This is a genomic window from Brachybacterium sp. Z12, assembly GCF_014400405.1.
In the GTDB taxonomy this organism is placed as follows: Bacteria; Actinomycetota; Actinomycetes; order Actinomycetales; family Dermabacteraceae; genus Brachybacterium.
Window position 1 is genome coordinate 195,417 of sequence record NZ_CP060496.1, and the last position, 13,638, is coordinate 209,054.

At 69.9% G+C, this 13,638-nt stretch carries 10 protein-coding genes and 3 pseudogenes; 5 read left to right on the forward strand and 8 right to left on the reverse strand.

What is annotated here, in order from left to right:
- Positions 1-100 precede the first annotated feature (100 nt).
- From H3H54_RS01080 to H3H54_RS01090, 3 genes are all read left to right on the forward strand, one after another.
- Positions 101-547 carry a maleylpyruvate isomerase N-terminal domain-containing protein gene (locus H3H54_RS01080; protein ID WP_262425169.1) on the forward strand — a complete coding sequence of 149 codons (447 nt, stop codon included), beginning with the start codon at positions 101-103 and terminating at the stop codon, positions 545-547.
- Positions 514-765 (forward strand): hypothetical protein, encoded by a 252-nt coding sequence (locus H3H54_RS01085; protein WP_262425170.1) that lies wholly within the window; start codon positions 514-516, stop codon positions 763-765. The genes H3H54_RS01080 and H3H54_RS01085 overlap by 34 nt, the downstream gene beginning before the upstream one ends.
- A 177-nt stretch (positions 766-942) precedes the next feature.
- Positions 943-2,475: a TrkA C-terminal domain-containing protein gene (locus tag H3H54_RS01090; RefSeq protein ID WP_262425171.1), complete on the forward strand. Its 1,533-nt coding sequence runs from the start codon at positions 943-945 to the stop codon at positions 2,473-2,475.
- 31 nt (positions 2,476-2,506) lie between these two features.
- Here the strand turns inward: H3H54_RS01090 and H3H54_RS01095 are convergent, their stop codons facing one another.
- The 7 genes and pseudogenes from H3H54_RS01095 to H3H54_RS01125 all read right to left on the reverse strand — a co-directional run bounded on the left by H3H54_RS01095 (position 2,507) and on the right by H3H54_RS01125 (position 8,673).
- Entirely contained in the window at positions 2,507-3,493 is a 987-nt protein-coding gene (locus tag H3H54_RS01095) for an IS481 family transposase (RefSeq protein ID WP_262425172.1), read from the reverse strand.
- Positions 3,494-3,556: 63 nt separating this feature from the next.
- Positions 3,557-4,321: a MerR family transcriptional regulator gene (locus tag H3H54_RS01100; protein ID WP_069600088.1), complete on the reverse strand. Its 765-nt coding sequence runs from the start codon at positions 4,319-4,321 to the stop codon at positions 3,557-3,559.
- Between the two features lie 86 nt (positions 4,322-4,407).
- Complete coding sequence (locus tag H3H54_RS01105) at positions 4,408-5,076, reverse strand: Gfo/Idh/MocA family protein (RefSeq protein WP_262426364.1); 669 nt, start codon at positions 5,074-5,076, stop codon at positions 4,408-4,410.
- Positions 5,077-5,263: 187 nt separating this feature from the next.
- A pseudogene (locus tag H3H54_RS01110) lies at positions 5,264-5,569 on the reverse strand (Gfo/Idh/MocA family protein); the annotation flags it as partial.
- 23 nt (positions 5,570-5,592) lie between these two features.
- Positions 5,593-6,675, reverse strand: coding sequence for a Gfo/Idh/MocA family protein (locus tag H3H54_RS01115; protein ID WP_262425173.1), 1,083 nt, complete (start codon positions 6,673-6,675; stop codon positions 5,593-5,595).
- The gene (locus H3H54_RS01120; protein WP_262425174.1) at positions 6,672-7,454 is read right to left on the reverse strand and encodes a ThuA domain-containing protein; all 783 of its coding nucleotides are present in this window, start codon (positions 7,452-7,454) and stop codon (positions 6,672-6,674) included. The genes H3H54_RS01115 and H3H54_RS01120 overlap by 4 nt, the downstream gene beginning before the upstream one ends.
- Positions 7,451-8,673, reverse strand: a pseudogene (locus H3H54_RS01125) (Gfo/Idh/MocA family protein). Before H3H54_RS01125 ends, H3H54_RS01120 begins: the two are co-directional and overlap by 4 nt.
- Positions 8,674-9,036: 363 nt before the next feature.
- Here H3H54_RS01125 and H3H54_RS01130 point away from each other — a divergent pair.
- Both H3H54_RS01130 and H3H54_RS01135 read left to right on the forward strand, forming a co-directional pair.
- Positions 9,037-11,435, forward strand: a pseudogene (locus H3H54_RS01130) (beta-glucosidase).
- Positions 11,432-12,664 (forward strand): endo-1,4-beta-xylanase, encoded by a 1,233-nt coding sequence (locus H3H54_RS01135; RefSeq protein ID WP_262425175.1) that lies wholly within the window; start codon positions 11,432-11,434, stop codon positions 12,662-12,664. Before H3H54_RS01130 ends, H3H54_RS01135 begins: the two are co-directional and overlap by 4 nt.
- Here H3H54_RS01135 and H3H54_RS01140 read toward each other — a convergent pair.
- On the reverse strand, positions 12,600-13,325 hold the full coding sequence (locus tag H3H54_RS01140) for a DUF624 domain-containing protein (RefSeq protein ID WP_262425176.1): 726 nt from the start codon (positions 13,323-13,325) through the stop codon (positions 12,600-12,602). The genes H3H54_RS01135 and H3H54_RS01140 overlap by 65 nt on opposite strands.
- Positions 13,326-13,638 lie beyond the last annotated feature (313 nt).

Sequence of the window (13,638 nt, forward strand, 5' to 3'; positions counted from 1 at the left end):
AGCGGGTGCGAGGTGCCGGATGTTGCCAGGTCCAGCGCGCATGCGGGCCGACGGGCGGGGAACCCACTCCCGCGGGGAGGCTGCTGCTAGCGTGCGCGAGGTGGATCTGTTCACCCTCAGCTGGTCAGCGCTGCGCCGAGCCGTGGCACAGCTTCCTGACGCCGCCCTTGAGTGCCCCTCCGGCTGCGAGGGCTGGCGCGTCCGGGACCTCGTGCAGCACCTGAGCCTCCAGGCGCAGGAGCTGCTGATCACCCTCGCCACGCCCGCGGACACCTCCCCCACCGCCGACGCCCTCAGCTGGTGGACCCCGGCGCCGACCATCCCCGACGGCCGCTCCCCGGACGACGCTCTGCTCGCCCGCGTGGCCGATGCCCACGACAGCGCCGCCCAGGTGCGCGAGGGCTTCGAACACGTCGCAGCGGCCGCCGCCGAGCCGCGCAGCTCGCCCACCCCGACCTGCCGGTCACCGCCGGGGACAGGACCCTCACGGTGCGGGACCTCCTCGGCGGTCTCGTGCTCGAGGCGACCCTGCACCACCTCGACCTGATCGCGCCGCTGCCCGGCGCCGAGGCACCGCCCGCCGAGGGCCTCGCCGCCGCGCGGGAGCTGGTCGAGCGCAGGCTCCGGATCCAGCTGCCCGGGGACTGGACCGACGCCGAGGCGCTGCGGATCGCTACCGGGCGAGCGGAGGCGACGCCGGCCGAGCGCGCCGCGCTGGATGACCTCGGCGTGCGAGGCCAGATGCTGCCGTTGGCCTTCGGGTGACCCCGGCGGGCGGCACGGTGCGGGGCCGCCGAGGCGACGCCCCGCAGTGACCTCGCGCAACTCCACTGCCCGAGCGCCCCGGCCCGGGTCTATCGTGGGAGGCCACTCCACACAGCGGTGCCTGCGCTACGCGCGCACCTTCCCGGTGCATCGCCGCGGGCCCTGGAAAGGTTCACCGTGATCGACGCCCTCGAGGGGAGCCCGCTCCTCACGCTGTTCCTCGTCGTCGCCACGGGTGCCGTGCTCGGCGCGATCCCCTTCGGCCGGATCCGTCTCGGCGCCGCCGGTGCGCTGTTCACCGGCCTGGCCCTCTCCGCGATCGCCCCTCACCTCGGCGCCGGCATGGAAATCGTGCAGACCCTGGGTCTGGCCCTGTTCGTCTACACCGTCGGCATCTCCGCCGGCGCGGCGTTCTTCGGCTCCCTGAACCGCCAGCTGCCCCTGCTCGCCGCGGCCACCGTCAGCACCGTCCTCGCCGCGATCACCACCCTCGTGCTCGGGCAGGTGCTGGGCCTGGCCCGGGACCTGTCCCTGGGCCTGTTCACCGGCGCGCTCACCGCAGCGCCCGCGCTCGATGCCGCGGCCCGGCTGACCGGCACCCCGGGACCGTCGGTGGGCTACTCCTTCGGCTACCCGATCGGTGTGATCGTCGGGATCATGCTGGTCCAGCATCGTCACCCGGAACTGGCCCGGACGGAAGGACACCCCGGCCCTGGCCGGCGCCAGCCTGTCCTCGACCACCGTGCGGGTGCAGCGCTCCGTGAACCTCCGGGACGTCCCGCAATGGCACGAGCAGCAGGTGCGCTTCTCCTACCTGCGCCGCGAGGGCCGGGTGCGGGTGATCGTGCCGGGGAGGATCTCCTGGTCGGCGACGAGGTGGTCGCCGTAGGCATGCCCGACCCGGTCGAGGCGGTCACCGCAGCGCTCGGCGAGACCAGCGAGCGGCACATCGCACACGACCGCTCGCTCGTGGAGTTCACCCGCCTCACCGTCTCCAACCCCGACCTCGCTTCCCGCTCGATCGCCGAGCTGAACCTCCCGGTGCGCTTCGGCGCGGTCGTGACCCGGGTGCGTCGCGGTGACCTCGAGCTGCTGGCCCGCGACGACCTCGTCCTCGAACCGGGGGACCGGATCGCCGTGGTCGTGGACCGCAGCCAGCTGGACGCCGTCCACTCCTTCCTCGGCGACTCCGACCGCAAGGCCGGCGAGCTCGATGTGCTCTCCCTGGGCCTCGGGCTCGCCCTCGGCGTCGCGCTGGGACTGATCTCCTTCCCGATGCCGGGCGGCGGCGCCTTCGCCCTCGGGCCCGCCGCCGGGCCGCTGCTGGTGGGCATGGTGCTCGGCGCGCTGCGCCGCACCGGCCCCGTGGTGTGGGCGCTGCCCGGCAGCGCGAACCGCACCCTGCGCCAGCTGGGCCTGCTGCTCTTCCTCGCCGGGCTCGGCCTCACCGCAGGACCTGACGTCGCCATGATGCTCGCCTCGCCCACCGCGTGGCGCGCGGCGCTGCTCTCCGCCGTCGTGGCCCTGCTCAGCTGCCTCGCACTGCTGGTGGCCGGGCGCTGGGTGCTGGACCTCTCCGCCCCGCGCGCCGCGGGAGCGGTGGCCGGCTTCCTCGGCCAGCCCGCCGTGCTCGAGGCGGCGAGTTCCAAGCGGGCCGACGAGCGATCGAAGCCGCCTACGCCACCCTCTTCGCCTTCTCGATCGTGGTGAAGATCCTGCTGGTCCCGGTCATCTGGAACCTCTAGGTGTACTGATCGGGGACGTTGATTAATCGCGAGAAGGGCGGCTGGTTACCGCAGGCCGTGTGGGGGCGGTGCTGGTTGTAGTGGTGCAGCCAGCCATTGAGCGCGTCGCGGCGCTCATGCTCGCTGCGGTAGCAACGGGCATAGGCCCACCCGTCAGCCATGGTGCGGTGGAAACGCTCGACCTTTCCGTTTGTCTGTGGGCGGTACGGGCGGGTGCGCTTCGGGATGATCGACAGGACCTCGCACGTGTCGCGCCAAAGGTACGAGCGGTACGCACCGCCGTTGTCTGACAACACTCGCTCAATCGTGACGCCACGGTCGGTGAACCAGCTGGCGGCCCGACGTAGGACACCGACGGCAGTGACGGCTGTTTCGTCGTCGTGAACCTCGGTGTAGGCGACGCGGGAGTGGTCGTCGATGACGGTGTGTACGAATGCGTATCCGAGCTTTGGGTTGCCGTAGGCGTTGCGTGACTTGTCCTGTGTCGCGGCGCGGTTCTTCTCGCCTTGGCGGCGGCCGACGTAACGCCAGCCGCCACCGTCGGGGATGTTGCCGAGCTTCTTCACGTCCACATGCACCATCGATCCCGGATGGTCATGCTCATACCGGCGGATGGGCTCACCGGTTTCGCGGTCGACATAGGCGAGTCGGTTCAATCGGGCCGATCGCAGGATTCGATGGACCGTCGACGGCGCGATGTTGAGTCTCGCAGCGAGCTGGACCGGCCCTTCCCGCAGACGCATCCGCAGGCTGACGCACCTCTTCGTCACAGTCTTGGGTGTCTTGCCCGGAGATCTCCGCGGCCGCGAGGAGCGGTCCTGCATCGGTTCGCCGGCGAGGTAGCGGTCGACCCAGCGCTTGACCGTCGGCCAGGACACTTGGAAGCGGGCCGCTACTTCACTGATCCGCCACCCCTGGTCGACGACCAGGTGGGCAACTTTCAGCCTGTGGCGCGGGGTAAGGGCCGCATTTGCATGGCTCATTGAGGCTCACATCCAGGCGACGGCTCGACAACGCCGCTGGCCCCGTTTGCCGTGGCCGACAAATCAGTGCCGCTCGCGAACAGGGGCCTGCAGGGTGACGTGCCCCGTCGCGCTGTTGACCTGCCGATAGACTCCAAAGCTGGTCAGGTGTCGCTTCTCCAGCTCGGTCTCGATGAGGATCCAGGCATCCGCGATGCTCTCTGGGGGCACATCGAACGTGACCGTTACGCCTTCCGGGACCTCCGGTACGACGATCCTGCTGACCGCCTCAGATTCGGATTGCGTCATAGTCCCGGCCGAGACGGTGATCTGGTCGTCGCGCGTGCCGTCGTACAGAAGCACGATCTCTTCATCGGATTGCGGGAGACGCCGGTACAACTCGCTCACGGCGTGACCGATCTCGGTCTCATCAAGGACGGCGGTGCTCAGCCCCCAGAAATTGAGGCTGGGCAGTGCGGTGAGGGACAGATTCATGATGATCTCCATGGACTTGTTCTGGATGATGTCCAGCCGGTGCTGAACGTGGACCAGACGTGTTGAAGCCTCGGTGATCTCCCGCTGCAAGGCATCTACCTGGTGAATCAGAAGCGATTCCAGCGTGGACTGCCCGATCTGCGGATCGAGCAGCTGCCCTATCTCGGCCAAACCGAACCCGAGCGCGCGCAGCTCCGTGATGGCTCGCACGCGCCCTAGCTGGCTGTCTTGGTAGCGCCGATAGCCGGTCACGGGGTCGGTTACAGCTGGGGTCAGCAACCCCTCGTCTTCCCAGTGCCGTAGCATGCGCCGCGAGACACCGGTGCTATGCGCGATCTCTCCGATGCTCAACATGTCGACTCCCACCAGACCGCATCACACAGTGTCAAGGTCAAGGCTCCCAGAGAAAGTCACTCTACTAACGTCTCCGGTCAGTACATCTAGGCGTGGGTGGCGCCGATGATGATGGTCTCGCCCTCCTGTGAAAGCACCGAGGAGGTCTTCTCGTAGAAGTGCGGGGCGCGCTCGGTGAGAGTGCCGGCACGGTAGTAGGGGCTCTCGGGAGGGATCGGCAGGTCGATCGTCCGGCGTTCGATCGCCGCCGCATAGATCGCGGTGACCAGCTCGATCGCGTCCTTGCCGTCCTCCCCGTCGACCAGGGGTGCCCGGTCCTCGCGGAGCGCGGCGATCACATCACCGAGCTGCCCGGTGTGTCCGGTGTGTTCGAGCGGGGGCCTGGCGTCCGCGAGGGACTCGAGCTCTTCGACCAGCTGCGGATTCCCCTCGGGATCGGGGAAGCCGTTGGAGCGCGCGATCTCGGCGACGACCTTCCAGGGCTGCGAGATCCGCGCGTGCTCGCCCTGGATCACGACCTCCTGCTGCTCGCCGTGGTGGACCACCGAGCTGGTCAGCTCGGCCAGGCCGCGCTCGTACTGCAGGATCGCCACCGACAGATCCTCGACCTCGGCATTGTCGTGCCCGGCGTTGGTCATCATCGCGGCGACGGCCTGGGGCCGACCCAGCAGCCACAGAGCGAGGTCGATGTGGTGGATGGCGTGGTTCAGAGTGGGCCCGCCACCTTCCGACGCCCAGGTCCCGCGCCACCACAGGTCGTAGTAGGAGCGGCCGCGCCACCCACTCCGAGGCGATGCGGGTGTGGGCGACGCGGCCGATCTTCCCCGTCTCCAGCATGGCCTTCAGCCGTGCCATGTCATCGCGGAAACGGTTCTGCGCGATGACCGAGAGGAGCTTGCCGGAGCGGCGCTGGGCCTCGAGCATCCGGTCGCACTCCTCGAGAGACGGTGCCATCGGCTTCTCCACGATGACATTCACCCCGGCCGTGAGCGCCTGGATGGTCAGCTCGCAGTGAGTGCCCGGGGGCGTGGCGATCGAGACCAGGTCAAGGTCCTCTGTGGCGAGCATCGACGCGGCATCGTCGTAGACCCGGGCACCATTGAGGCCGTGCTCGATGCGCGCGGCCTCAGCCTTGGCGGGGGAGATGTCCGCGAGGCTGACGATCCGTACGTCCTCAGGGAACTCCAGGTACGCGGCGAGATGGGCACGAGAGATGCTCCCGGTGCCGATGATCCCGATGGAGAGCATGGGCGTGATGCCTTTCCGGAAGTTCAGCTGATGGTGGTCAGGTGCTCGGTCGAGGGGACCGCGGCAGGACGGGAGACGGTGCTCGCGATCTCGATCCGGGACCCGCTCTGCGAGGACTCGAGCACCGCGTTCATCACCTCGAGCACGTGCTGGCCCAGCTCGCCACTGGCCCGCAGCTCCCTGCCACGCACAGCCATGTCCTGCAGGCCGATGCCACGACCGGCCCCGGCGTAGCCGCCGTTCACGGGCAGGGATTCCCAGCCCTCACCGCCCAGGCGACGCACCGACACCTCGCCGTCGAAATGATTGGGATCCGGGACCGCGAGGGTGCCCTCGGTGCCGTGGATCTCGATCGGATGCGCCGAGGTGGCGACCGCGTCGAAGCTCATCACCAGGGTGGACAGCACCCCGCTCTCGTGCACCAGCACGCCGGTGACGTGGGTGTCGGTGCTGACGGGGATGGTCTCCCCGGCCCGGGGGCCGGAGCCGATGGTGCGCGTATCGCGGGTGCGGCTGGCCGCACCGATCACCGAGGCGACCGGTCCCAGCAGGGTGACCAGCGCGTGGATGTAGTACGGGCCCATGTCCAGCAGCGGGCCGCCGCCGGGCACGTAGTAGAAGTCCGGCTGCGGATGCCAGCGCTCGTGGCCGGGGCAGACCATGGTGGCCATCGCCGCGGTCGGCGTGCCGATCACGCCCTCGTCGATCGCGGCCCGCGCGGTCTGGGTGCCGGTGCCGAGCACGGTGTCCGGTGCGGAGCCGACGAGCACCCCGGCCGCCTCAGCGGCGGCGAGCACCTCGGCACCCTCCTGCACCGTCACGGCGAAGGGCTTCTCCGAGTAGACGTTCTTGCCAGCTGCGATCGCCTTCAGATCCACCTCGGCGTGCGCCGCAGGGATGGTGAGATTCAGGATCGTATCGACCTCGGAGTCCTCGATGAGCTCGTCGACGCTCAGCACCCGCACCCCCTCGCGACCCTCGGCGGCGGCCGCGGCGCGGGCCGGGTCGAGGTCCGCGACGGCGACGAGCTGCACGTCCGGGAGCTGGTCGAAGCTGGCGAGATACTGCCGGGAGATGACTCCGCAGCCGATCATGCCCACCCTCATCGCGTGGCCTCCGTGCGGACGTGATCGCCGTAGGGCTGCTCGGAGCCGCGGGCGGCCCACAGCATGCCCCGCTCGATCAGCGTGCGGACGTTCGGGTCCTCGAGCACCTCGACCCGGTGGCCGGGGGTGGAGACGAAGATCCGGCCCTCGCCCCACTGGCGGGTCCACAGCGCCGGGGAGGTCACCTCACGGTGCCAGGGGTCCCACTCGCGCACCTTCTGCGTGGTGGTGGCCAGCACGTCGATGTAGTCGTCGGCCAGCACCCAGTACTGCTCGGTGACCAGGTCGAAGTCGGTGATGCCCGCGGTGATGGGATGCGAGGCCGCTGCCGGCAGCATGTTCACCGTGTGCGGCATGTAGTTGTCGGACTGCTCGCCGGTGCGCTCGTCGGGGTGCTTGCCCGGGTGGCAGCCGAACTGGCCGCCGATCAGGGTCAGGTAGTCGGACTCGTTGCGGTAGGAGTCGGCGATGCCGCCGTGCCAGCCGGCCATGCCGGTGCCCGCCTCGATCGCGGCGCGCAGGCCCTCGAACTGGGGCCGCTCGATGGTGCTCATGGTGTTGCACTGGACGATCAGATCGACCGTGGCCATGTACTCCGCGTCGGCGTAGACCGCGGGGGAGTCCTCGATGCGCACGGCGAAGCCGTTCTCCTCGAGGAAGGGGATGAACAGGTCGGTGGCTTCGACGGGCTGGTGCCCGTCCCAGCCTCCGCGCACGACGAGCGCCACCCGGGACGCGTTCTGTGCGCCGGTGGCGGCGGTGGGGGTCTGCTCGGTCATCGGGTGCTCTCCTGGGAGGTGGGGGTCTGCGGATCGGTGCTCTGCCAGCTGGAGCCGTGCTCCGAGCTGGCCTCGATGGCGGTGAGGACCCGCTGCACCTGCAGCGCTTCCTCGAAGGAGGGGAGGGGTCGGTGCCCTCCCCGATCGCCGTGACGAGATCGGCGATCTGGTGGGTGAAGGTGTGCTCGTAGCCGAGCCCGTGGCCGGTGGGCCACCAGTTGGCGGCGTAGGGGTGCTCCGGCTCGGTGGTGAGGACGCGGGTGAAGCCCTGACGGCCTCCCGCGGCGGTGGCGTCGTAGATCTCCAGTTCGTTCATCCGCTCGAAGTCGAAGGCGACGGAGCCGGCGGAGCCGTTGATCTCCACGCGCATCGCGTTCTTGCGGCCCTGCGCCATCCGGGTCGCCTCGAAGGAGCCGAGGATCCCGGTCTCGAAGCGTGCGGTGAACAGGGCGACGTCGTCGACCGTGACGTTCTGGCGCTCGCCGGAGGTGTCGCCGCGGCCGCCCAGGCCCTGGGAGGTCCCCGCCGCGGGGCGCGTGGGGATCACTGTCTGCAGCGTGCCGGAGACCTCCGCGATCCGCTGGCCGGTCAGCCACTGGGTGAGGTCGATGATGTGGGCGCCGATGTCGCCGAGCGCGCCGGAGCCGGCCTGCTCCTTGTCGAGGCGCCAGGTCATCGGGGAGTCCGCGTCGGAGAGCCAGTCCTGCAGGTACTGGGCCCGGATCTGGCGGATCTCGCCGACGGCGCCCTCGCTGATCAGCTGGCGGGCGTAGGCGAGGGCCGGGGTGCGGCGGTAGGAGAAACCGCAGATCGATCGGCTGCCCTGCGCGCGTGCCGCGGCCGCGGCGGCGGTCATCTCCTCGGACTGCTCGACCGAGTTCGCCAGCGGCTTCTCGCACAGCACGTGCTTGCCCGCCGCGAGAGCTGCCATCGCGATCTCGTAGTGGGTGTCGCCGGGGGTGCAGATGTCGATGATGTCGATCTCGGGATCCTCGACCACGTCTTGCCAGCGGGTGGTGTGGGAGGCGAAGCCGAATCGCTCCGCGGCCTCGGCGACCGCGCTCTCGGTGCGCCCGGCCAGGGTGCGCAGCTGCGGGGTCAGCGGCAGGTCGAAGAAACGATGGGCGTTGCGCCAGGCATGCGAGTGCGCGGCGCCCATGAAGCCGTAGCCGATCATGCCGACGTTCAGGGTGCCTGCGCGGGCTTGAGTGGGGGTCATCGGTGAAGCACTGCTCCTGAGTGAAAGTTTCGGAAGGGGTGAGCGGTGGTCTTGGAGGTTCGTACGATCTCGTGGCCTCGACGCGGCGTCTGCGCCGAGAACCTCCCCGACCAGCGGGGAGAGTGGGTGTTGAGCGCTCTTCGAACGGGATCGCCGACGTGGAAGCGTTGTCCCCCCACCCTAGCGGAGGGAAGCTGTTGACCCCATGATCCTCGCTGTCGTACGCTCACGCCACCGAAAGCAGTCGAAAAGATTGCTAAACCTAGACTGAAACTGCCTCCGGGGCGTGCCTCGCGGCGATCGGGACCGACGTTGTCGTCGGCCGCTCGTTCGCGACCGTCACGGGCCGTGCGAAGGAGCGTCATGACCATTCCGTCGTGGAATGACCGGAGCCGCAGCACCGAGCAGCGTGTCGAGGCGCTGCTCGCCGAGCTGAGCCTCGAGGAGAAGGCTGCCCAGCTCGGGAGCTACTGGAAGCGTCCCACCCTCGGTGACGCCGAGGGCTTCGCCCCGATGCAGTCGACCTTCGACGAGGGGCGCGACCCCTTCGAGGCCGCTGTCGACGGCGGTCTGGGCCACCTCACGCGCCCCTACGGGAGCGCGCCGCTCGAGCCCGAGGAGGGGGTGGAGAACCTGCGCGCGATGCAGCAGGCCGTCGTCGCCGGCTCCCCGCATGGCATCCCGGCGCTGGTCCACGAGGAATGCCTGACCGGGATCATGGCGCACGGCGCGACCACCTACCCCGCCGCGATCGCCTGGGGTGTGAGCTTCGACCCCGAGCTGATCGGCGAGATGGCGCAGCGGATCGGCGCCGACATGCGCGGCATCGGCGCCCACATGGGACTGTCCCCGGTGCTCGACATCGTGCGCGACTACCGCTGGGGCCGGATCGAGGAGACGATGGGCGAAGACCCTTACCTCACCGGCGTGCTGGCCACCGAGTATGTGCGCGGCCTGCAGTCCTCCGGCGTGATCGCCACCCTCAAGCACTTCGCCGGCCACGCCGCCTCCCGCGCCGGCCGCAACCACGCCCCGGTCTCCATCGGGATGCGCGAGCTGCACGACATCGACCTGGTCCCCTTCGAGATGGCGGTGCGCCACGGCGAGGTCGGCTCGGTGATGAACTCCTACGCGGACCTCGACGGCACCCCGCCCGCCGCCAGCCACTGGCTGCTGACCGAGCTGCTCCGCGACGCCTGGGGCTTCGACGGCACCGTGGTCGCCGACTACTGGGCTGTGAGCTTCCTGGAATCCATGCACCGCGTCGTCGAGGATGACCGCGGCGCCGCGATCGCCGCCCTGAGCGCCGGCCTCGACATCGAGCTGCCCGAGACCACCGCCTATCCGCACCTGGTCGCTGCCGTGCGCGACGGCGACCTGGACGAGCAGGTGCTCGACACCGCCGTGCGCCGCATCCTGCGCCAGAAGGTCGAGCTCGGCCTGCTGGACCCGGAGTTCGACGCCGCTGCCACCGGTGAGGCGATCGACCTGGACCCGGCCGAGAACCGCGCGCTCGCGAAGCGCATGGCCGAGGAGTCCATCATCCTGCTCGACAACCCCCACGGCGCGCTCCCGCTCGCCGCTCCGGCCGACGGCGGCGCCCCCGCCTCGATCGCCCTGATCGGCCCCGCCGCCGTGCAGCCCCGCAGCTTCCTGGGCTGCTACAGCTTCACCAACCACGTCCTGTCCCGCCTCGAGGACAACGGCAGCTCCGTGGACGTCCCGACCCTCACCGATGCCCTGACGCAGGAGTTCCCGCAGTCGAGCATCACCACCGTGGGCGGCACCGGCTTCTCCGACGACGACACCTCCGGCATCGCCGAGGCAGTCGCCGCCGCCGAGGCCGCCGAGCTGGCCGTGCTCGCCGTCGGCGACATCGCGGGCCTGTTCGGCGCCGGCACCTCCGGCGAGGGCTGCGATGTCGAGAGCCTGCAGCTGCCCGGCGTCCAGCACGAGCTGGTCGAAGCGGTGCTCGCCACCGGCACCCCGGTGGTCCTGGTGCTGGTCACCGGCCGTCCCTACTCGCTCGGCGCTTACGCCGGCCGTGCCCAGGCGATCATCCAGGCCTTCATGCCCGGCGAGGAGGGCGCGAGCGCCATCGCCGGCGTCCTCTCCGGACGGGTGAACCCCTCCGGTCGCCTGCCCATCGGCATCCCCAACGGAGTGGGCGGCCAGCCCGGCACCTACCTCGCCCCCGTGCTCGCCTGGGTCAGCGACGGGATCTCCAACCTCGACCCCAAGCCGCTGTTCCCCTTGGCCACGGACTGAGCTACTCCCGCTTCGAGTACAGCGAGCTGGAGCTCTCCGCGTCGGAGATCGCGAACGACGGCACGGTCGAGATCTCCGCGACCGTCTCCAACACCGGTGACCGCGACGGGCAGGAGGTCGTCCAGCTCTACCTCAGCGACCCCGTGGCCAGCGTGGTGCGCCCGCTGAAGCGCCTGGTCGGCTTCACCAAGGTGGGCCTCGCGGCCGGGGAGAGCACCCGCGTGAGCTTCCGCCTGCACGCCGACCGCACCTCCTTCACCGGCCCCGACCTGCAGCGCATCGTCGAGCCCGGCGAGATCCGGGTGCGGCTGGGCGCCTCGAGCGAGGACATGACCCTCGAGGGCTCCTTCCGCATCAGCGGTCAGGTGCGCGAGATCGAGACCGGCCGCGCCGTGCTGGACACGCCCGTGTCCGTCTCGCCGGTCGCGCTGCGTGCCGAGCACCAGGCAGCGGCCGCCGGCGCGGCCGCCCCGGCAGGCGGGGGCGACCGATGACCCCGGCCCGCACGCCGCAGACACCGGGCGAGCGGGTCGAGACCCTCCGCCTCAGGATCGTCGACGAGCACGGCGAGGCCCGGGCGGGGGAGGAGGCCCGCATCGAGCAGGTCAGCCACGCCTTCGGCTTCGGCTGCTCCGCCTTCGAGCTGCGTCCCGAGGAGCCCGACGAACACACCCGGCAGTGGCTAGATCTGTTCAACATGGCCACCCTCCCCTTCTACTGGCGATGGTTCGAGAAGACCCCCGGCGCCCCGGACACCCAGCGGATCCTCCGCCTGGCCGAGGGCCTGCGCAGCCACGGGGTGCGCCTGAAGGGGCACCCGCTGCTGTGGCACACCCTCGCGCCCTCCTGGCTGCTGGAGAAGGACGACGCCGAGGTCGAGAGCCTCATCCGTGACCGGATCACCCGTGAGGTCACAGACTTCGCCGGGATCATCGAGCAGTGGGACGCGATCAACGAGACCGTGATCCTCCCGGTCTTCGAGGCCGAGGAGAACGCCGTCACCCGCCTCGCACAGGCACGAGGGCGGATGGACGTCATCCGGCTCGCCTTCGAGACCGCACGAGCAGCCGACCCCGCAGCACGGCTGGTCCTGAACGACTTCGACCTCTCGCCCGCCTTCGAGGACGTCATCGAGGAGTGCCTGGAGGCCGGGCTGCAGATCGACGCGATCGGTCTGCAGACCCACATGCACCAGGGCTACCGGGGAGAGGAGCAGATCACCGAGGTGATCGAGCGCTTCTCCCGCTTCGGCCTGCCGCTCCAGCTGACCGAGACCACGCTGGTCTCGGGCGACCTCATGCCCGCGCACGTCGGGGACCTCAACGACCACGTCGTCGACTCCTGGCCCTCCACCCCGGAGGGGGAAGCGCGTCAGGCCGACGAGCTCGAGCGGCACTACCGCACCGTGCTCGCCCAGCCGGCCGTCGAGTCGCTCACGTACTGGGGGCTCGGGGACGCCGGGGCCTGGCTCGGGGCACCCGCGGGCCTGGTGCGCGCCGACGGCACGCCCAAGCCGAGCTACGACGCCCTGCGGGCGCTGATCGCCGATGAGTGGTGGGTGAAGGACCGCTCCCTTCGCACCGACGGCGAGGGCGTTCTCACGCTCGAGGGCTTCGCGGGCGACTACTCGCTCGAGCACGACGGGGAGAGCGTCGAGATCACGATCCCTCGAGGGGGCGGGGAGCAGCAGCTGAGCCGTCCCCGTCGGGCTCCGCGCGGCTGACGAACTTCGTGGTGAGCAGCTGCGCCACCGGCCGTTCCGAGGCCCACAGCGCGAAGACCAGCAGCGACGCCGCGAACAGCAGCAGGAACTCCCCGACGAACAGGATGATGCCGAACGTCAGCACGCCCAGCGACAGCAGGGCGAGCGTGGACAGGGGCTTCACCAGCAGCGTGAACGCCGCCAGGCGGAAGACGTCCCGCGTGCGGAAGCTGAAGGTCGAGACGATCGAGAGCACCCGCGCCAGGACCAGCAGCGCCGCCGCACCCACGACCAGGAAGACGACGTTGAGGAGGCTGGTCCCCACCGCGTCGGAGTAGGTGAGGTTGAAGGCCAGCAGGGCCAGCACGAGCAGCACGGGGGTGCCCACCTTGAGGCTGTCGAGGGCATTGAGCCGATAGCCGCGCAGGAACTGGCGGGCCGGGGCCAGATCCTGGTCCTCCCGCCAGGTCCGGCAGGCGTACAGCCCGGCGGCTAGGGCCGGCAGCAGCGGCAGCGCCCCGATCACGAACAGCAGCGAGCTCAGCGGCCCCGGGGACAGCACCGTCCACAGCAGGAGGGTGGGTGCGGCGGCGAGCACGAGCAGCACGTCGAGCGCGAGGAACCAGTAGACCCCTTCGGTGATCTCGGTGAACAGACCGCGCGGGCGACTGGGTGGCGTCATTGCTCCTCCTGGAGACGTGCAGGGAGACGTGCAGGATGCCGCCGGACACGACAAGATCTCATTATGTCCGAAAGTTTCGGGTTTTGTCGAGCCGCAGTTGCAGAAACGTTACCTTCTGCCGGCCCGGCCGGGAGGGCTTAGGGGGTGGCGCTACGGTCTGGCGCACCTGGTCACGGCGATGCGGGACGATTCACCTGCCGTGCTTGCAAGTTTTCGGGAACTTCTTGACCAAGATCACATCGACGGTTAAGTTAAGGCCCACAACGAAAGCTTGACGAAAGTCTCGGCAATTCCTGCGGCACAGTCGCTGGAG